General features: G+C 49.5%; 15 protein-coding genes. 4 read left to right on the plus strand and 11 right to left on the minus strand.

Features of this window, described 5'->3' with window-relative positions; genetic code table 11:
- Nucleotides 1-101: 101 nt before the first annotated feature.
- On the minus strand, nt 102-2,675 hold the full coding sequence (secA, locus tag I2H39_RS23210; RefSeq protein ID WP_138309959.1) for a preprotein translocase subunit SecA: 2,574 nt from the start codon (nt 2,673-2,675) through the stop codon (nt 102-104).
- A 774-nt stretch (nt 2,676-3,449) separates the two neighbouring features.
- Here secA and raiA point away from each other — a divergent pair.
- The gene (gene raiA / locus I2H39_RS23215) at nt 3,450-3,980 is read left to right on the plus strand and encodes a ribosome-associated translation inhibitor RaiA (protein WP_138309958.1); all 531 of its coding nucleotides are present in this window, start codon (nt 3,450-3,452) and stop codon (nt 3,978-3,980) included.
- Nucleotides 3,981-4,106: 126 nt separating this feature from the next.
- Here the strand turns inward: raiA and I2H39_RS23220 are convergent, their stop codons facing one another.
- From I2H39_RS23220 to I2H39_RS23260, 9 genes are all read right to left on the minus strand, one after another.
- Nucleotides 4,107-5,003: a dihydrodipicolinate synthase family protein gene (locus tag I2H39_RS23220; protein WP_138309957.1), complete on the minus strand. Its 897-nt coding sequence runs from the start codon at nt 5,001-5,003 to the stop codon at nt 4,107-4,109.
- 15 nt (nt 5,004-5,018) lie between these two features.
- The gene (gene ilvD / locus I2H39_RS23225) at nt 5,019-6,749 is read right to left on the minus strand and encodes a dihydroxy-acid dehydratase (protein WP_138309956.1); all 1,731 of its coding nucleotides are present in this window, start codon (nt 6,747-6,749) and stop codon (nt 5,019-5,021) included.
- A gap of 4 nt (nt 6,750-6,753) precedes the next feature.
- Nucleotides 6,754-7,767: a sugar ABC transporter substrate-binding protein gene (locus I2H39_RS23230; RefSeq protein ID WP_195627642.1), complete on the minus strand. Its 1,014-nt coding sequence runs from the start codon at nt 7,765-7,767 to the stop codon at nt 6,754-6,756.
- A complete protein-coding gene (locus I2H39_RS23235; protein WP_138309954.1) occupies nt 7,764-8,729 on the minus strand; it encodes an ABC transporter permease in 966 nt (321 codons plus the stop codon). Before I2H39_RS23235 ends, I2H39_RS23230 begins: the two co-directional genes overlap by 4 nt.
- An 86-nt stretch (nt 8,730-8,815) precedes the next feature.
- Entirely contained in the window at nt 8,816-10,255 is a 1,440-nt protein-coding gene (locus I2H39_RS23240; protein ID WP_195627643.1) for a glycoside hydrolase family 5 protein, read from the minus strand.
- A 28-nt stretch (nt 10,256-10,283) separates the two neighbouring features.
- Nucleotides 10,284-12,398 carry a glycoside hydrolase family 3 C-terminal domain-containing protein gene (locus tag I2H39_RS23245; RefSeq protein ID WP_138309952.1) on the minus strand — a complete coding sequence of 705 codons (2,115 nt, stop codon included), beginning with the start codon at nt 12,396-12,398 and terminating at the stop codon, nt 10,284-10,286.
- Between the two features lie 18 nt (nt 12,399-12,416).
- Nucleotides 12,417-13,250, minus strand: a complete 834-nt coding sequence (locus tag I2H39_RS23250) for a carbohydrate ABC transporter permease (protein WP_138309951.1) — start codon at nt 13,248-13,250, stop codon at nt 12,417-12,419.
- A 1-nt stretch (nt 13,251) separates the two neighbouring features.
- Nucleotides 13,252-14,124 (minus strand): sugar ABC transporter permease, encoded by an 873-nt coding sequence (locus I2H39_RS23255; RefSeq protein ID WP_138309950.1) that lies wholly within the window; start codon nt 14,122-14,124, stop codon nt 13,252-13,254.
- 81 nt (nt 14,125-14,205) lie between these two features.
- Nucleotides 14,206-15,582 (minus strand): extracellular solute-binding protein, encoded by a 1,377-nt coding sequence (locus tag I2H39_RS23260; protein ID WP_195627644.1) that lies wholly within the window; start codon nt 15,580-15,582, stop codon nt 14,206-14,208.
- Nucleotides 15,583-15,801: 219 nt separating this feature from the next.
- On the opposite strand from I2H39_RS23260, the gene I2H39_RS23265 reads away from it, so the two are divergent.
- From I2H39_RS23265 to I2H39_RS23275, 3 genes are read left to right on the plus strand one after another with little or no spacing between them, the layout of a single operon-like run.
- Nucleotides 15,802-17,409, plus strand: coding sequence for a helix-turn-helix domain-containing protein (locus I2H39_RS23265; protein ID WP_195627645.1), 1,608 nt, complete (start codon nt 15,802-15,804; stop codon nt 17,407-17,409).
- Between the two features lie 26 nt (nt 17,410-17,435).
- Nucleotides 17,436-18,251, plus strand: a complete 816-nt coding sequence (locus I2H39_RS23270; protein ID WP_195627646.1) for a histidine kinase — start codon at nt 17,436-17,438, stop codon at nt 18,249-18,251.
- Nucleotides 18,226-19,647 (plus strand): ATP-binding cassette domain-containing protein, encoded by a 1,422-nt coding sequence (locus I2H39_RS23275; protein ID WP_195627647.1) that lies wholly within the window; start codon nt 18,226-18,228, stop codon nt 19,645-19,647. The genes I2H39_RS23270 and I2H39_RS23275 overlap by 26 nt, the downstream gene beginning before the upstream one ends.
- 128 nt (nt 19,648-19,775) lie before the next feature.
- On the opposite strand, the gene I2H39_RS23280 is transcribed toward I2H39_RS23275, so the two are convergent.
- Nucleotides 19,776-21,272 (minus strand): SH3 domain-containing C40 family peptidase, encoded by a 1,497-nt coding sequence (locus I2H39_RS23280; protein WP_195627648.1) that lies wholly within the window; start codon nt 21,270-21,272, stop codon nt 19,776-19,778.

Below are 21,272 nucleotides of genomic sequence, written 5' to 3' on the forward strand. Positions count from 1 at the left end.
GCTCAGGGCATTTCCATGATTATATGCAGTCATTCTCATACAGTCATTTTCATAAAGGCCGGTGTTCAGATGATATCACACCGGCCCTGATATTACGTTGATTATTTAATTCTTCCGTGGCACTGTTTGTACTTCTTGCCGGAACCGCATGGGCATGGGTCGTTGGGGTATATCTTCTGCTCCACACGCTTCTTAGGCGCGCTCGGGGAAGATGCATCCTTGTTTGTGCCTGTTACCTTGGCAGCCGGTTCACGCTCCACCTTCTGCTCCACACGGATATGGAACAGAATCCGGATTGTCTCCTCCTGGATGGAAGCCATCATGGACTCATACATCTCATAACCCTGCATCTTGTATTCCACTACCGGGTCCCTCTGGCCGTATGCCTGCAGGCCGATTCCCTCCCGCAGTGCATCCATGTCATCCAGATGCGCCATCCACTTGTTGTCAATCACCTTCAGCAGGACAACCCGCTCAATCTCACGAATCTGCTCCGGCTCCGGGAACTCAGCTTCCTTTGTCTCATAAAGCTTGATGGCCTCTTCCTTCAGGTTGTGCTTAAGCTCATTTTTCTTCATGGACTTCTTCTGCTCATCGGAAAGACTTACCGGTTTCAGCGGAATGACCGGAAGAAGGAGGTTATTCAGTTCCTGTAAATCCCACTTATCCGGGGTCTGGTCATCGGATACGGAGATATCCACTGCGTTCTCCACAATGTCGGTAATCATCTTAAGGACAAGGTCGCGCATATTGTCCCCATCCAGAACCTTGCGGCGCTCTGCATAGATAACCTCTCTCTGCTCATTGTTGACCTCGTCGAATTTAAGGAGCTGCTCACGGATACCGTAGTTGTTGCTCTCTATCTTCATCTGTGCCTTCTCAATGGCGTTGGACAGCATCTTATGCTCAATCTGCTCGCCCTCCGGCACGCCCATGGCCTCAAACATGGCCATAAGACGGTCTGAACCAAAGAGCCTTAAAAGGTCATCCTCCAGGGACAGATAGAACCGTGACTCACCCGGGTCTCCCTGACGTCCGGAACGTCCGCGCAGCTGGTTGTCAATACGGCGTGACTCATGACGCTCCGTACCGATGATTTTAAGTCCTCCCAGGGCCTTGGATTCCTCGTCCAGCTTAATATCCGTACCACGGCCAGCCATGTTGGTTGCAATGGTAACAGAGCCATGGATACCTGCATCTGCTACAATTTCAGCCTCCAGCTCATGGAACTTGGCATTCAGTACCTTGTGGGGAATTCCCTTCTTATTCAGCATCTTGCTCAGAAGCTCGGAAGTCTCAATGGCAATGGTGCCCACCAGGACAGGCTGTCCCTTTTCGTGTGCCTTCTCCACCTCTTCCACAACTGCTTTGTATTTTTCGTTCTTTGTCTTATATACCGCATCCTCCATGTCCTTACGAATCATAGGCCTGTTGGTGGGGATTACGATAACGTCCATGGCGTAGATGTTACGGAACTCCTTCTCCTCTGTCTGGGCAGTACCCGTCATACCTGCCTTCTTCGTGTATTTGTTGAAGAAGTTCTGGAAGGTTACGGTAGCCAGGGTACGGGACTCACGGCGCACATTCACATGCTCCTTTGCCTCGATTGCCTGATGGAGTCCGTCGGAATAACGGCGGCCGGGCATGATACGGCCTGTAAATTCGTCTACAATCAGAACCTCATCGTCCTTCACAACATAATCCTTATCCCTGAACATCAGGTTGTTGGCGCGCAGGGCCAGGATAATGTTATGCTGAATCTCCAGGTTCTCAGGGTCTGCCAGGTTCTCTATATGGAAGTATTCCTCCACTTTCTTAACGCCCTGCTCGGTCAGGTTGACTACCTTATCCTTCTCATCCACAACAAAGTCGCCGGTCTCCTCAATCTCCTCGCCCATGATGGCATCAATCTTGGAGAATTCCTTGGACACGGTGCCTCTCTCCAGCTGGCGGGCCAGCACGTCGCACACCTCGTACAGCTTGGTGGACTTGCCGCTCTGTCCGGAAATAATAAGAGGCGTCCTGGCCTCGTCAATCAGCACAGAGTCAACCTCATCAATGATACAGTAGTCCAGGTCGCGCAGCACCAGCTGCTCCTTGTAGATAGACATGTTATCACGCAGGTAATCGAAACCCAGCTCATTATTGGTCACGTAAGTGATATCGCAGGCATATGCCTCCTTACGCTGTTCGCTGGTCATGTCGTTCAGTACAACACCCACGGTCATGCCCAGGAATCTGTGCACCTGGCCCATCCACTCGGCATCACGCTTTGCCAGATAGTCATTGACCGTTACAATCTGAACTCCTTTTCCCTTCAGTGCATTCAGGTATGCGGGACAGGTGGATACCAGCGTCTTACCTTCACCAGTACGCATCTCGGCAATACGGCCCTGATGCAGTACGATACCGCCAATCAGCTGTACCGGGAAATGCTCCATATTCAGGGTTCTTCTTGCTGCCTCACGAACCGTGGCAAATGCCTCCGGCAGAACATCATCCAATGTGGCGCCTTCCGCAAGCCTTTCTCTAAAGATTCTGGTCTGGTCACGCAGTTCCTCATCTGACATGGCCATCATCTCAGGACGCAGCGATTCAATCTTTTCCACGATTGGCCTTATCATCTTCAGTTCTCTTTCACTGTGAGTCCCGAACACCTTTTCAATCAAGTTCATGGTATACTCTCCTAACTTCTTCCTATATAATAGAAACTAATTTTCAACCAGCGCCCGTATCTGCAGCATATGCCTTACCATCTATTATCTGCCTGCTGATTCCCGTCTATTCCTTACCATTCCATAATGCCTGTCTGTTATGGACTTTCCGGATAAATACTACAAATACTGCGCCTATGATACAATCTTACTTATTGTAGCACTTGGGAAAGATTAATTCAACGGGTTAATGAAAAATTAACATTTTGTCCATATACTTAATAATTCCACGTTGTTTTACAGAATATTCCCATCCCTATTCCACCCATTGCCCTTTAGGGCTGTTTTCCCCGCACTTATGGTCAACCAAGCAGATTGCACAAAAAATGTGTTCGATTTTTTACCTGTCCACAATATCCCCAGAAGTTTATGCACATTACCCCCAAAGTTATCCACATCACAGTTTGTCCATTTTACGGCAAAAAATAGTTATACACCAACTTATCCACATTATCCACAAGTTTATAACTTTTCATTTGCACTTCCCTTTCCGACTTTAGATTTATTTTATTTTTGTACACTTCTGATAAACTTGAAAAGTACGGAAGAAAAAACATGGTTTTCTCTTGACATTTCAAGGTTTCTGCTATTAGGAATGCAATAGCTATTTACAGCATTTGAATCGAATTTTTATAAAAAATTAAGATAAATTGTTAAACAATTCTTAGGTTGCGATTGTAATTTTGCAATAAATATGATATAATGTCACTATCCCAAGAAAAGGAGTTGATGTTTATGCGTTATACCATAACAGGACGAAATATTGAGGTAACTCCAGGTTTGAAGGCTGCCGTTGAAAAGAAGATTGGCAAGCTGGAACATTTCTTCACTCCGGACACCGAAGTAATCGTAGCGCTGAGCGCACAGAAAGACAGACAGAAAATCGAGGTGACTATCCCAGTCAAAGGCAATACCATCCGTGCGGAGGAATCCAGCTCCGATATGTATGTATCCATTGATTTGGTAGAGGAAATCATTGAGCGCCAAATCCGCAGATATAGAAAGAAACTCATTGATAAGAAGCAGGCCGCCATCTCTTTCTCCCAGGCTTTCATAGAGGAAGAGGACGAAGTACAGGATGACGAGATTCAGATTGTTAAGACAAAGAAGTTCGCCATCAAACCAACCATTCCGGAGGAGGCATGTCTCCAGATGGAGATGCTGGGACACAGCTTCTATGTATTCCTGAACGCAGATACAGACCAGGTGAACGTTGTTTATAAGCGTAAAAACGGAACCTACGGGCTGATTGAACCGGAGTTCTAGGTTTCCGGTCTTCACGTAAAAACAAAAGTAATAATAGGGACAAGCCGGCAGGACCGCTACATGCGGCTGCCGGCTTGTCCCTATCCGTCTGATTCTGTATTATCCGTCCTCAACCGGTAAATCGGTTCATGAAATCAATCCCTCTCCCACCAATATATGCCTCAGTTTCTCAGTCTCATCTTTGTCCGCTTCCAGCATGGGCTGGGCGCATTTTCCTTCCATGGAAATCCCCCTCAATACCATGGCTTTCTTTATAATAGGAACAAACTGTTCCGCCACTGCGTACACTGCCATAAGGCGGTCAATCCTTGTCTGGCATTCCCGCAGAAGCCGGAAATCTTCCTTTCTGGCTGCCTCTGCAAGCTTTGAAGCTGCCTCAGGCGCAAAATTAGACAGTCCTGCAATGCATCCGTTCCCTCCGCTTATGACATTGTGAGTAAAGAATTCATCGAAACCTGAATATACCATGAATTCCGGATATTCCTGCTTCACGGTCTGTATCAATGCCCTGGTATGCCCCATCACATCCACAGTATCCTTTATACCAACAATATTCGTTCTGCGCCGTACCAGTTCCAGAACCACCTCCGGTTTCAGGTCATAACCTGTCCGGGCCGGAAAATTATACAACAGCACCGGACCATCCAACCGACCTGCCAGGGTATCATAAAAATTCAATACCGAACTGTCAGGCAGGTTAAAATAATATGGCGAAATAACCATAACCCCATCCGCCCCTCTGTCAAGGGCAAAACGCGACAACTCCACACATTCCTCAAAGACTGTTCCGCCGGTGCCCACGTACACGGTAACCCTGTGGTTCACATAATCCAGGGCATCCTGAATCATCTTCTTTTTCTCTTCCAGGGGAATGGCAAAAAACTCGCCAATACTTCCCAATATCAGAATTCCATCCATTCCGCCCTCTATGAGCCAATCGTAAATCCTTTTATTGGCTTCCATATCCACATGCCCTTGTTCGTCAAATGCAGTCACTGCAGGCGTTATATATTTTGCATCCATCAATAGCATCCTCCTCTACGTTTCATACCCTGCCCCCTCCATGGCAGACAGGGCGTTCCTGGTATACCGGCCAAAGACTCCTCTGCGGACCGGCTGCGGCCGTAATCCTTCCTTTCTTCTCTCCTCCAGTATCTTCCCTGCCTCCTGAGGCGTTATCTCTGCCCCCTGAACTCCTACCAATTCAAGACTGCGGCTGTTCACGCTGTAGGCTATTATGTCTCCGTCTTTCACAAATGCCAACGGCCCGCCTGCTGCTGCTTCCGGTGAGACATGGCCAATTGCAGCACCCCTGGTTGCCCCTGAAAATCTTCCGTCTGTAACAAGGGCAACCGAGCCATTTAAATCCTCATCGCATACAATTGCTTCCGTCGTCATAAGCATCTCGGGCATACCGCTTCCTCTGGGGCCTTCATACCGGATTACGATAATATCCCCCTTATGGATTTCCTTTTTCACAACCGCCTGGTAGGCATCTTCCTCGCAGTCATAAACCCTGGCAATCCCTTTATGCTCCCTCATCTCCTTTACACATGCCGCATATTTAATCACAGCTCCGTCCGGGGCGATATTTCCCCGCAGGATGGCGATAGACCCTTTCTCCCCGGTATCCCCAACCGGAAAGATTACCTGCTCCCGTTTCAGACCGCAGTTGCTGAGATACCCGGCGTATCTCCCGAAAAAGCCATCCCGCTCCAGGTCATCCAGATTTTCCCCAAGGGTCTTCCCGGTGACTGTCATTACATCCAGGTTCAGCATATCCTTCAGCTCCAGCTCCACCCTGGGGACACCGCCTGCAAACCAAAACGCTTCCGTCAGATGCCTGCCGCTGGGAGTAATGTTTCCTATATGGGGCACCTTATGGTTAATCTCATCAAACATCTCAGGAAGAAGTTCGATTCCCAGCTCCCTTGCAATGGATGTAAGATGAATAACACCGTTGGTAGACCCCCCGATGGCACTGTGGACAATCATAGCATTCTCAAACGCTTTTCCGGTCATAATTTGGCTGGCGCTGATTCCCTCTCCCACCAGCTTCATGATAAGCCGGCCGGCCCGTCGGGCCCATGAAAGTATATCCCGCATGGTTGCCGGCATAAGGGCCGAGCCCGGCAGTGCCAGCCCCAGGGCCTCTGCCATGCACTGCATGGTACTGGCGGTTCCAAGGAAGGTGCAGGCTCCCACCGAAGGACATCCCGTCAGCTTATAATCCCGGATTTCCTGTTCTGTAATGGCGCCCTCCCGCTTCTGTCTCAGGGATATATCGCCGGCTTTCAGGGACGTGGTCATTTCCGGCCCGTTTCTCATACTGCCTCCCGGTATGAAAATCGCCGGGATGTCAAGCCTGGCCGCGGCCTTAAGCTGGGCAGGTATTGACTTATCACAGGAGGAGGACAGTATCATTCCATCCCAGGGATACACCCGGCCGTGTATCTCTATCATATCGCATATGGCCTCCCTGGATGCCAGGATATAGTTCATGCCGTCATGTCCCTGGGCACAGCCGTCACAGATATCCGTGGTATGATACTGGGCGGGAAATCCGCCTGTTTCAAATACGCCGTATTTAGCCTGTTCCATAAGTCCCGACAGATGCACGCTTCCGGGATGGCTGTCCCCAAATGCATCCTCCAGCAGAATCTGGGGTTTCCTTATATCCTCCTCATCCCATCCGCTTCCCATCTGTAAGGCGTCAAACTGCGCCCAAAGCTCCCTCTGGGGCGCGCTTTTCTGCTTTATATCCATCATCCTGTCACCTCTCCTGGTTCTTCCCATATTCCTTTAAATCCTCTGCCTTAATCCATGTCACATCCACGGGATATTCCTTATTGATTTCCTGGCCGTTCACTGCATCAGACAGCTTGTCCACCAACAGGCTGCCGATGGCTTTACTGTTCTGGTCCACGATTCCGGTAATCAGGCCCTCGTCCACTCCGGCCGCAAGCGTGGGTGAATAGTCAAATCCGTAATGATATAAGATTCCTTCCCGCTTCTGGGACCTTATGGCCTCCATAGTCCCGGTAATGACCGACTCGGTCCCCAACGTAAATACGGCCCTCAGGTCCGGATATGACATTATTTGAGTCTCCAGCTGCTCCCTGGCCCTTGAAACGCTTAAATCGTTGATAATCCACTGGCACCATGTAAAATGCCCGGCATCCTCGCCCATAGCTTCATCAAATCCATCCTGCAGGCCCCTATACCGCTCCACCATATTCTGTGCGGAACCGCTGTAGGTGACGGTTGTCAGTTTACCTTGGGTTATACCCCTGTCTTTCAAATCCAGGGCCCCCTGTTGACCCAGCCGCTTTCCGGCCTCGTAATTATTTGTCCCGATATAGGAAAGACGGTTGCTGCTGGTTCTGATATCCGTGTCATAGGTGACCACCTTAATGCCGGCCTCCATGGCTTCCGCAGCCTTCACATCAAACATTTCAGGCTCCAGGGCCGCCATGGCAATTCCATCCGCTTTCTGGTCAATGGCCTCCTGGACCATTTCAATCAGCTTCTGGGGTCTTGAGGAATCTCCGGGCTGGCCGGACTTCACCACCAGCCGGACTCCCCTTTCCTGCGCCCTTTGTTTGGCACTGTCAATCAGGGGTTTCCAGTACGGACCTTTTTCATTCAGAGTAATCAGATATAAGGTCCGCCCATCCCCATTCCCGGTTCCTGTGTTCCCCCTGATACTGCACCCCGAAAGACAGGCGCCCACGGCAGCAAGCAGGCAGGCTGTCAGCCACAAATTCCATCTCATTCTGAGTTTCATACAGATTCTTCCTTTTTCTTCCTAAAATAGTCCATCACAATGGCTGCCAGTATCATAAGTCCTGTCACTGCCTGCTGGCCGTAAGTGTTCAGGCCGGCTACAGCCATTCCGTTTTTAAAAATCTCTATAATCAGAAGGCCTACAAAAGCCCGTTCCACGCCTCCTGCACCGCCTTCAAAGCGGATTCCGCCTATAATAACTGCGGCAATGGAATACGCCTCCAGTCCCATGGCCTCACTGGATGCCCCCACATTCAGATAGGACATAAGGATGACCCCTGCTATTCCGGCCAAAGCCCCCTCCGTAAAGTACACCTTGAGAAGATGGCGTTTCACCCGGATGCCCGCCAGACTGCTGGCTTTCTTACTGGAGCCAACAGCATAGCAGTAACGGCCGAATATCGTATATTTCATCACCAGCACCACTGCCGCCCCCAGGACCAGGAATATAAGAAAGTTTGAATATATCATGCCGCCCAACAGGTTTGTATTGGATATGCGGTAAAACCAGGCCGGAAGCCCGCCTATAAGGATTCCGCCTGTAACCATCTGCGTCAGACCGCGAATCATGTAGTTGCTGCCAACGGTTACAATAAACGGCTTCAGCTCAAACCGCGTAATCAAAAAGCCGTTTAAAAGTCCCCAGGCGCCTCCGCACAGAATACCGGCCGCCACGCACACCACCGGATGGACTCCATGAACCGCAAGATATGCCGCCGCGGTCCCGGCGCAGGCTGTAATGGCGCCGCATGACAGGTCAATACCTCCTGTAATCATAAGCATCGCCATGCCCAGCGTGGCGACGCCCAGCACCGGTATGGAACGAAGGAAGTTGGACAGATTCCCCCTGGTTGCGAATACAGGCGAAATATACGAAAATACCGCAACCAGAAAAAGGAGCAGGCCAATCATCCAGTACTCCGACATTCGTTCTTTCCAAGCCATGTTCTTCCTCTGCATCATGACACCTGCCCCTTTTCATTTGTAATAACCGAGCGCCTTCGTCTACGGGGATAATAACTTAAGTTTATCAGAGAACCGGGATTTTATCAATGCAGCATTCGCTTCAGCAACTCCAGGTACCTCTCATTCTTCAGACAGTTCTCCAGCTTGAATGCACCGGCAATACGTTCCAGACTGTCTTCCCCGTATCCTTTAAAGCGCCTGGCATAGGCGGGCTGAAGCATGGCTCCCGCGTATCCGTTCAGGACTCCGTAGTTCATAACAAATGCATTGGAGGCCTTGTCAATCCGCGTTTCTCCCATCACATCCAGTATATAGTCAGCCAGCATACGGGATTTTTGTCTTCCTTCCGCTACACCTGCGTAATCAGCCACAAAATTTTCCGCCCCGAGAATCCGCTTTTGTTCCTGGACCGGCTGGATGATTTTCATGTATTCGCTTTCCGGATTCAGGAATACCCACCCCATAACTCCCGGGTCCTTATAAGTCCATGTAGTCCAGTGGATGCCGTATGTATTGTAGATGTCAAGCTGGTCCTCCATGGATTTGAGCCGGTCAGGTATTTCCTCCTCATACCCATGGTACTGGGAACCGAACTCTCCAACCCACAGGGGCACATGATGTTTCATGGCATACCGGGTTCCCTGGTGGTCCAGGAATGCATTTTCCTGCCTGTTCCTGTCCCAATAAATCCCGTCATAATATCCCGGATACTTACCCGGACCATACCCCGGCGGGATATAATTATGGCTGCTGTAAACCAGATTCTCCTCAAAGGGAGCGTCGAGGCCGGCAAAATCCCTGGAATAATTGTCACCCTCCAGGAAAAGGATATGCCGTTTATCCACCTTCCTTATAGCCCCTGCAATTTCACGGTACAGCCGGTTGATGGCATCCCAGTCAGATTGGTAGAATTCATAAAAGTCATATGCATGTTCGCCGGTGGGCGTGCCTGTGGACGGTTCATTCATAATGTCATATCCGGCCACCACGCTCCTGTCCCTGTACCTATCGGCAAATACCTCCCAGAGCGCAATGATTCGTTCCTGGAAATGGCGGTATTTCCACAGCATGACCGCCCCCCGCTCGTTATCGCTGTGCCAGTGGCAGTTCTGCCAGCCGGCCAGGGCATGCATATCCAGGATTACATAGATTCCTTCCTGCTCACAGGCATCCAGTATACAGTCCAGACGTTTGAATCCTTCTTCCTTATACACAAACGGGTTCATGTCATCCTCAAAATGTCTGTAACTCAGTGGAATACGAATACAATTTGCCCCTGTCTCCCGGATGAATCTGATGTCATCCCCATTCAGGAAATTATCCAGCACTGTTTCAAAAAACAACTCAGCCTTGCCCGCTCCCAGCGCTTTTGCCATCTCCCGTTTCATACCGCTCTCTGTTCCGGGATACCCGTTGATGAAATCCTCCATATTCATCCATCCGCCTGCGCAGGTTCCCCTAAGGTAGACATCTGACCCTGACTGGTCTGTAATTTTTCCATTTTTCACTTGCAAAAAGTCCATATTCTCTCCTCCTTCACCCTTCTTCCCACTACGGCCACAGTTCCACCTGAGCCGCCAGGGGTTCTGAATCCATCAGCCGGCAGCTTCTGGCATCCGGCTGGCTTCCCCCTGCAAACACACTGAACCGGCGGCCGTCCGGACGTCTGTCCCCGTTCTGGTCCACCACATAAAAAGCAGCAGCCGGCAGACAGACATTCACCGTCCTTTCTTGTCCGGCCTCAAGTCCCACTCGCACAAACGCACATAAAGAATGATTTCTGACTGCCAGAGGGGAATCCAGATTTTTTACATAAACCTGTACAACCTCTTCCCCATACAGATTTCCGATGTTTTTCACTGTAACTGACACATGGACGTTTCCGTCCTCACCGGGTAAACATACCAGGTCCCTGTATTTGTATCTGGTATAGGAAAGACCGAACCCAAAGGGATAAAGCGCCTCCCCCTCCATATACCGGTACGTCCTGTTCTTCATGCTGTAGTCTTCATAGGGCGGCAGTTCATCTTCCGGCTGATAAAACGTAACAGGCAGCCTGCCCGATGGATTGCTCTCACCAAAAAGTATCTTTGCAACGGCAGTCCCTCCTTCTGCTCCGGGATACCATGCCTGGAGAATTGCCTTTACACAGTCAGCCTGGGCCAGCCATTTTAAATCCATGGCGCTGCCTGACATATTTACCACCACAAGCGGTATACCCGTCTCAATCAGGGCCTCAAGCATACATCTCTGGGATTTAGGGAAATCCAGCGAAGGCTTATCCGCCATGCTCACTGCCTCGTCAAAACGGTTCCCCAAATCCTGCTGTTCTCCCTCATAGCGCTCATCCAGACCGATACACACAATGGCAATCCCGGCTTCCTTTGCCGCGGTCACTGCCTCGCTTATACGGTCGCCCGGCAGGGCCAGTCTTTCCACCTTCTCCTTCATGGTATGGCAGCCTTCTGAGTAGAAGATTCGCGTTTCCTCTCCCAACAGGTTTTCAATCCCTTCCAGAACCGTCACATACCGCGGGGCTGTTCCGTGGTAATTCGCAATCAGCGGCCAGCGGCTGTCCGCATTTGGACCAATCACTGCCAATTTCCTCAATTTCCGGTCAAGGGGCAGAATGCTGTCGTTCTTAAGAAGCACCATGGATTTCTCCGCTGCCTTAATGGCCAGCTTGCGGTGCTTTCTGCATCCCACTGTTTCATAAGGAATATTGTGATATGAACATTCAGGGTCAAACAGCCCCAGCCTAAGTCTGGTGCGCAGGGCGTGCACTGCTGCCTGCGTAATATCCTCTTCTGATACCAGCCCCTTTTCACAGGCGCTTAAAATATGCAGGTATGTGTTGCCGCAATTGATGTCGCAGCCATTTTTTAAGGCCATGGCTGCCGACTCCGCCGCTGTCTCCGTCACCTGATGGTTTTCATGGAAATCTTTTATTGCCCAGCAGTCTGAAACAAAATAACCGTCAAAATTCCATTTTCCCTTAAGGATGTCCTGAATCAGGGTTTTGCTCCCGCAGCAGGGTTCCCCGTTGGTCCGGTTGTAGGCTCCCATGACGCCTTCCACCTTCCCCTCCTCAACACATGCCTCAAATGCAGGTAAATAAGTCTCCCAAAGGTCTTTCTGGCTGACCCTGGCATCAAATTCGTGGCGTTTCTCCTCCGGACCGCTGTGCACGGCAAAATGCTTTGCGCATGCAGCGGCCAGTAGATACTCCCCATCCCCCTGGACACCTTTTATAAATCCCACGCCCAGTCTTCCGGACAGATACGGGTCCTCCCCAAAGGTCTCATGACCTCTGCCCCATCTGGGGTCACGGAAAATATTCACATTGGGAGACCAGAGTGTAAGCCCTTTATAGATATCCCTGTCCTCCCGGGCCGCATATGCATTATATTTGGCTCTGGCTTCCATACCAACCGCAGCGCCTATTTCCTGCATCATATCCTCATCAAACATGGCTGCCATCCCAATGGCCTGAGGGAACATGGTAGCTGTTCCAGCCCTGGCAACTCCGTGAAGTCCTTCATTCCACCAGTGATATCTGGGTATGCCCAGGCGGCTGATGGCCGGCGCGTCAAACCGGAGCTGGGAAGCCTTCTCCTCCAGCGTCATCTGCCCCACCAGTTCCCTTGCTCTTTTTTCAAAATCCATTCTTGCTTTCCCCTTTCCTTAACCCTTGACTGCTCCCTGTGTCAATCCATTCACCACCTTTTCCTGTGCGAAAAAGTACAGAAGGATAACAGGAAGGGAGCCCACCAGAATCGCAGTGAGAACCGCCGGTATATTAACGGACTGCATACCGTAAAATTCCCGTATTCCTAATGGCAGGGTCTTTTTCACTGAGCTGGTAATCAGTACATTGGCATTGATGAACTCATTCCATATATTCAGGAATGTGTACACTACAATCGTGGAAATGGCCGGACCTGATAAGGGAAGTATAATATTCTTAAACGTACCCACGATGCTGCACCCGTCAATAATGGCTGCTTCCTCCAGTTCCTTCGGTATCTCCTGGAAAAACTGGGTTAATATGAACACAGCAATGGGTATGTTGTAGCTGACATAGGGACCCACAAGACCGGTCAAGGTATCCGTCAGACCAATACTGCTCAAAAGGGTAAACGTGGGAATCAGGGTCGTATGCACCGGTATCATCATCCCCGCGATAATAACAAAATACAGCAGGTTCTTTCCCCGGTAGCGCATTCTCGCAAATGTAAAGGAAATCATGGAAGAAACCACTACAATGATGAACACGCTGATTGCGGACACAATCACACTGTTGAGGAAATACCTCAGGAAGTCCGGCTTCAGAATCATCTGGTAATTGCCCAGGTACGGCTCCTTGGGCAGCATCCAGATGTTGGTAAGGTATTCTCCCATTCCTTTAAAACTGTTGATGACCAGAAACAGAAAAGGAAAGCCTGTGATTAGGGCAATGACAATGCTGATTATGTATAGAACCGTATGCTTTACCCTTCTTTTTAACAATACGCCCATATTATGCCTCCTCCTTATTTCTGGTGATATACAGGAACATACACGCTATGGCAAAACACAGGATAAACATGCTGGCTGCAATTGTGCTGGCATACCCCATGCGGAACTCCGTAAATCCCTTCTTATACATATATGTGGCCATGAGTTCTGTGTCCTTATTGGGCGCTCCGCCCATCATTACATAAAACAGGTCAAAATACTTAAGGGAACCAACCAGCTGCAGCACTGCGGCAGAACGCAGCGTTGGCATAAGCAATGGCAGGGTAATCCGCCAGAAACACTGGTTCCCGTTGGCACCGTCTATTTTGGCCGCCTCATAAATATCCGTGGGGATATTGGTCAGTCCGGCCTTTAATATAATCATGTAAAAGGGAATGAACTGCCAGCATATGACAAACATAATGGAAGGCATGGAAGAGCTGCCCTCCAGGAAAGCAATGCTCTTCATTCCAAGCTTCTGCATGAGATTGGCCATAAGGCCGAAATATGGGTCATAAAACAGTATCCACATGATACCTGTCGCCACGGTGGAGAGAAGCATGGGCATAAAGAATACCGTGCGGAAAAAACGGGTTCCCTTTAATTCCTGGTTAATCAGCAGGGCCAGAAGCAGTGCTCCCGGAAGCTGGATTGCCACGGATACAATCACCAGGATTACGTTATTCTTCATGGCATTCCAGAAAAATGAATCCCCAAGCAACTCAATATAATTTCCAAGGCCTATGAAGGTCCTGTTAGCGCTGATTCCCTTCCAATCCATGAAGCTGTAGAAAAATGTCCTGGCAATTCCCACCACATTGAATGTACCGTAAAAAAACAGGGCGGGAATCACAAACAGCGCTATGATTCCAATATGTTTATTTCTTCTGCTCATATGATTTCTCCTTTTAACAGAGCTTTATCCGGAATGAGGGCGCTGTTTGCAGCACCCTCACATACCGAAATCAATTTATGACTACTTCACCAAATCCTTCTGCGCCTGCGCTTCCATATCGGCCGCCGCCTGTTCCGGCGTAGTGGTAAGGCCAAAAAGGTCATACGTTGTCTGCTTGTGCAGATTACCTAATTCCGTCGGAAGGAACTGGTCATAAAAATTCTGCATATAGGATGCATTTACCAGAAGGTCCTCCATCTGCTGCAGTTTGCTGTCCTTGATGTCCACTCCCTTTATTCCGGTAAGGATTCCCGCTGTATCGGACATATCCTGGGCATATTCCTGGTCTGTCAGGGACTTGACCAGTTCCATGGCTTCCTGGGGATGTTTACAGGATGCGGCTATGGAATATCCATTGCCTCCACCCAGAATTTCGTCCGCCTTTCCCTTGCCTCCTTCGATGACAGGATAGTTGAACAATCCCAGGTTATTCTCATAGAAATCAGGCTGCTCGGACTTACAGTTTGCCACAAAACTGTTGGTCTGCACAATATGGGCTGCCTGCCCGCTGTAGAACAGCATGCGTGAACCGCCTGTATCATAGTTGATTCCATTGGCGCCGTCCGGATAATACCCCTTCTTCACCCAGTCCTGAATCCTCTGCCCCGCCTTAATGAAGCTCTCATCCTCAAATGTGGCGTTGCCGGTCCTGTTAAATGCATCCAGGAAGGTCTGGGAACCGCCCTCTCTCAGAGACAGCCAGATGAAGGTAAGTGCACCGGGCCACTGGCTGGAATTGCCCAGGGCAAAGGGAATGATGCCGTTGTCTTTCAGCACCTGGCAGTTTGCCTCCAGCTCGTCCACAGTCTCAGGCACCTTGAGTCCCAATTCCTCATATATTTTTGTGTTGTAGTATACCGGGGCTGCTCCGGCCCTAAAGGGCACTGCCCAGTACTTTCCGTCTATTTCAAACAGGGACAGCGCTGATTCATGATAAATATCTGAGATTTCCCTTACATTCTGGTCAATATCCAGAACCTTCCCCTCCTCCACAAAGGACTGGAGCCATCCGCCGCCCCATGAGATGAAAATATCCGGTTCCTGCCCGGCAGCCATGGCTGTGGTAAGCTTGGTTTTATATGGGTCATTCTCCATGGGCACCTGCTCCACCTTCACGTTGGGATGGCTGGCTTCAAACCGTTCAATGCACCGCTTGACCACTTCCAGGCGTTTTGCGTCATTCTCAATATGCCATATGGTAAGGGTAATCTCCTCATTTCCGTCAGCCTGACCCTTTTGGTTCTGACTGTCTGCTGCCGCAGCATCTCCCTGAGGCTTATCCTGTGATGCTGCCTGGGACGTCCCGTTCCCTGATTCCTGCGCGGAACCCCCGCATCCGGCCAGGGTCCCGGCCATCATGGATACCGCCAAAATACATGCCAGTACTTGTTTCTTCATACTCCTTCTCCTTTCACACTGCTTTTTTTGTTTGATGGAACCTATCATAAGGTTCTTTCCGCTTTTCCACAATGCACCGATTTTTAGAATATGTGTATTATTTCTATTTCCGTCCCTTTAGGTCTATATTTTTGTGCATTTTTAACCCCCTAATTATTTGACACCCATTTTTCATTGTGCTATATTATTGACACATTCAAAAGGGAAAGAGGGATTCTTGTGCTTACTGAAAAAATGAAGGTATTGATTGCCGATGATGAATACCTGATATGCGAACTTATCAAAAAGATGATATGCTGGGAAGAATTAAACCTGGAGTTTGCAGGCTTTGCCCATAACGGGCAGGAACTGCTCCAGAAAATACAGGAGCACCGGCCTTCTATTGTGATTACCGACATCAGTATGCCTGTTATGGACGGAATCGAACTGATTCGCCAGACCCGGTATCTCAACATCCCCTGCCGGTTCATCATAGTAAGCGGCTATAAGCAGTTTGAATATGCCCATAATGCGCTGAAATACGCAGTGGATGATTATATTCTAAAGCCCATCAGTGAAACCGAATTAAATCAGGCTTTAAAAAAAATACTGGTGGAACTGCGGCAGCAGCCTGCCTCCGGCAGCCAGGACCTGTCTGCTGTCCACACCGAACATCCCGGCAAATCCTTCTTTCTGAAACGGATTATATGGGAAATACAGGATTCCTCCACAACGCTGGAGCATGTGACGGAAGAATATGGAATTGATTTCAAACCAGGACTTTTCCGCATCCTCTGCATCAAGCTGGACTTTGTAAACCAGGGTGCGGACACACCGGACAATATCAGCTCGCTGAATAAAAAACTGATTTCCATGTTTCATGAGGATTTGGAAAATCTCTGCTACCAGACACTCTCCTGCGTGGAAGACAGCACCATCTGCTTCGGCGTCAATTACCCCATGATGTCCGACAGCCAGTTCCAGGCCTGTCTCACTGAATTCTACCAGAGGGCCTATAACCTGCTGGATATTTTTGCAGGTTTAAAAGTTACAATCGGGGTTGGCGCCGCTTACCCGGAGATTTCCTCCTTCAGCCGTTCCTATAAGGATGCCATGGATGCATTATATTACCGCATCCTGTCCGGATGCGGCCAGATTCTGTATTGGGAAAAGACCGCCCCTGTCCCCCATCTGCCGCAGGAAGAAAAGGAAGCCTTTCTCCACCAATTTAAAAAAGCCGTGGAATCTGTTCATTTCGCAGATTTCATGGCCACCTTAAATCAACTGTTTTTCAAGCCCAGGCATCTCTTCCCGCTGTTTGATGTCATATCCATGATGCAGGACATCTGCCGGATGCTGATGCATATGGATATTTCCCCGGAACAAGGCCAGCCATCACTGGATTATCTTTCCAACCAGATTCATTATGCCATTGAAAACGCCTTATCCCTTGAAGCCTTGAAAGCAGCTGTAGCTGAACCGGTTTCCTATATATTTGAGAACATCCATAAGGCAGTGCAGGCCCAGAACGCCCGCCCGGTACGGACAGTCCTCCGGTATATAGAGGAACACTATACCGACTCCATCCGTCTGGAGGACGCTGCTTTATTGGTTTCCTTAAACCCCGCTTATCTCTCCAACATTTTCAAGAAGGAAACCGGAGAGAACTTCGTGGATTACCTGAATTCATTCCGGATTGAACATGCCAAAGCCAAGCTTAAGGATTCCAATCTCTCTGTCAATGAGATTGCCTATTCAGTCGGCTTTCAGGATGCCCGTTACTTCAGCAAACTTTTCAAAAAATATGTGGGTATTACCCCCAAGGATTACCGCAAAATATACAGCTGACATTCAGCAGACATGGGAGACAGGTTATGAAATTTCTCACAGAAAAAAAATTACAGAAGCTTCTGGATGAGCATACCCAGGCAGCCATGATAGACAGGGCCAGGTATTACGAAAATGAAATCCTCAAAAAACAGACCGAGCTTCTGACCCTTCAAAATCAGATAAACCCGCATTTTCTTTACAATTCCCTGGAATGTATTCGTGCCCAGGCCGTATTGAACGAAATGCCGGAGATAGCGGATATCACTTACTCCCTCTCAAACTTCTTCCGTTACAGCATCAGCACAAAAAGTGATTTTGCCACCTTAAACGACGAAATCAATGTTATTAACAATTACATGAAGATTCAGCAGTACCGGTTCAGGAACCGTTTTCTTCTCAATGTGAATCTGCCGGATGCCTGGGACAGCATCCTGGACGCAGTGCTTCCAAAGCTGACCCTGCAGCCCATAGTGGAAAACAGCATTGTTCATGCATTTACGGAAATAGCCGGCCAGGGAATCATCACCATAGAGGCTGTGTCTACGAAAAAGCATATCAACATACGCATATCCGACAATGGCAAAGGCATGGATTCATCCACCCTGCAGAAGCTCAACCAGTCACTGAACCAGGAATACCATGTCTCTCCCGCATCCGGCAAAAAGAGCACCGGAATTGCGCTGTGGAATGTCAACCGCAGACTGAAGCTGGTGTTTGGAGAGGACTACGGACTTCACGTATCCAGCACTCCTTCTCTCGGAACAGACGTGGAAATCCATATCCCTTATATATCCATTCAGTCGGATGACTTTTCCATGTCCGGAGGAAATACTCATGCCGGAGGAAATGCCCATGCCTGAGGAACTATACCGTATACAGGGTCTGTGCTTTCAAAAAGACCATTCCTGCCTTATTGACCACCTGGACCTTTACCAGTATAAGGGGGAATCCCTGGGTCTTATGGGCCTTCATGATTCCGGCAAGACCCTGCTTTCACTGATTCTCTCCGGACAAGCAGCCCCCTCTGAAGGAAAATTCTACTATGAGGAAAATCCGGCATCCCACCGCATACTCTCTGCCAGTACTGCATTGGTACAGAAGAACAGTTCCCTGATTCCTTCCCTTACTGTCATGGAGAATATTTTCGTGATACGAAGACACAAATACGGAACATACCTTGTACACAGAAAACTCATACTGCATGAAACCCTGAACTGGATGCGTGAATTGGGGCTGTCCATATCCCCCCAGGAAAAAGTGTGCAACCTGACAAAGACAGAGCAGTATCTGGTGGAAATCCTGAAGGCCTACATTCTTGGCGCAAAGCTGATTATCCTGGATGACATTCCTCTTTCCTTTTTTCAGGCGCCTCAGTTTTCCGGGATGTTCCAATATCTGAAGGCAAAGTCCATTTCCTTTCTCATTACCTCCTGTGATATCAACCAGCTCCAGCTCTTTTCCGACCGGATATACTTTATGGCTGACCACCGGACCATCAAATGGATTTATAATGAGAAGAGAAATACAGTGGATATATCCACCTTGTACAGCCGTCCCATTATTTACCGTGAAACATCCTCCCAGGCCTCCGGTGAGATATCCCTCCGGGTGGACGGACTCTGTCATGACTCCTTGTATAATATTTCCTTTCATCTGCACGAAGGTGAAATTGTGACTATTTTTGATTTGTTCCGCAATGTTTCCTCACAGCTCCTGGATTCCATGTTCCATCCACAGAAGACAGCATCCGGTTCTATATCCGTATATGGTCAAATTATAAAAAATGAAGGCTGCCACTCCCTGATTAAGGCGGGGTTTGAATTGGATGACTGTATTTTTGAGCCGCTCCCTACCAGAGATAATATCTGCATCAGCAATTACAGAAAAGCCGCCGGTCCCTTAGGCATATTAAAACAGGCCAGGATGCAGTATATGGAACAGGCATTTCTGGCCGAATATGAAACCGAAGGCATTAAAGCCAGGTCCTCCTGCCGCCACCTGCCAAAAAAGGAAAAGCTGGCCATGTATCTTTACCGGTACGAGTTTCTCAGGAAAAAAATTATTTTTTGTGTCAATCCTGAAAAGTATATTGATTACGAAACATTTTATGTGTTGAAAAACGCGCTTCAGCGTATAGCCAACAATGGCAATACTGTGTGTATCATTACATGCGATTTTGAAAAGGTATATGCCCTGGCCGGACGCCACCTGATTCTGTCATCAGACTCTATCCAGGAATACACAAAAAACGGGTAAGGCCCAAAAAACAATTGATGCAACGGCAGCATTTCAACAGCAAAGGCTTCTGCAAATCCGTAGTCATTCCGAATTTGCAGAAGCCTTGTTCTATGTTCATATACCGGTCATATCTTTAATGCCATCTGTTAATCCAAAAACGTCACAGCCTTGCAGGGCGTCCTGTAGTTTGCCGGCGTAATGCAGATACCAGTGGTAGGATTGCTGGCGTGGATAACCTGTCCGCCGCCGATGTAGATAGCCACATGGTTAATGTAGTCGCCGCTGGCATAGAACAGCAAATCTCCCGGCTTTGCATCGCTGACTGATATGGACCTTCCTCTGGCAGCCTGGTCCCTGGAGCTTCTTCCCGTGCTGATGCCAAAATGTGAGAATACGCTCTGGGTGAAGCCGGAGCAGTCCGCCCCGCTTGTAAGGCTTGTCCCGCCGTACACATAGGGGTTGCCCAGGAACTGCTTTGCATATGCCACCACTGCGTTGCGGGTAGCAGAGGCCACCTCTGTGGAGGTGCCGCCCGGAGAACCCGGACCCTTGCTGTCCACTGTCTCAGCTGCTTTTGCTGTTGTGGGAGCCGCAACCGTGCTGTCCTTGCCGTTCTCAGGATTGGCGGCTATGGTTGTAATGGCATCCGTTCCCTTTGTCTCTTCCTTCTTCGCAGCTGTGGTAGCCGGTGCTTCCGTGGTCTTCTCAGCCTTTGTGGCGGCTGCTGTTGTCTTTTTGGCCGCATCCGCCTTCTTGGCGTCCTCCAAAGCCTTCAGGGCCTTCTCCGCTTCTTCCTTGCGCTTGGCCTCCTCTGCCTCTTTGGCCTTCTCCTCCTCCACCGACACTGCCTTGTTAAACTCCACGCTGGTCTTCATGTATTCCTTAAACACGTAGCCTTCCAAATCCGAATCCACCTGAACCTTCAGGAAATCCCCTTCCTCGCCCGTAACCACATAATGGGCGCCCTCCGACAGCAGCGTCAGCGTCTTTCCCTCCATGTCAGGACTCTGCCTCAGTCGCAGGCTGGGAGTGCCCACAATGGTGCCGTAGGTGGTTCCTACCTGCTTGGCCCTGGATTCCGCCTGCTGTCCTGTGACAAAGTAATCTGCCTTTATGTAGCCGGTGACGGAACCGGACTGAATCTTGTACCATTTGCCGCCCTCTCCGTCCACCGTATCCAGAATGGTTGCCGCACAGTCATTGTTAATCTTGCCGGTTACGCCGCTGCTGGTGTTGGCCTCTGTACGGATGTTTACCGTTCCGCTTACTTTTGACACGGCAATATTATCATAGGATGAGGACTTTGGTTTGGATGCGGTTTCCCGGGCGGCACTGGCCTTGCCGGAATCTCCGGATGCACTGCCGGACTGGCCGCTCCCCTGATTGCCGCCCTGGCTGCTGCCGGAACCGCCCTTTGCAGTACCGGCGCCGGCGCCTGACTGGGCAGCCTTGTTCTGTATATTGGAATAGGATGAAGCCAGCTGCTTTTCCGGCTCTGTGTTCCCCGCATAATAATTGTTAAGCGCAACGGAAATACCGGCCAGCGATGAGCCTGTCTCCAGGTTTGTGGACGCCAGAGCGTTCACCGAAAGCGCACAGCTGCACAGACCGCTGAGCACGATTACTTTCTTCCAGTTATTCAT

The sequence above is a fragment of the Clostridium sp. 1001283B150225_161107_B6 genome, assembly GCF_015556325.1.
Classification (GTDB): domain Bacteria; phylum Bacillota; class Clostridia; order Lachnospirales; family Lachnospiraceae; genus Enterocloster.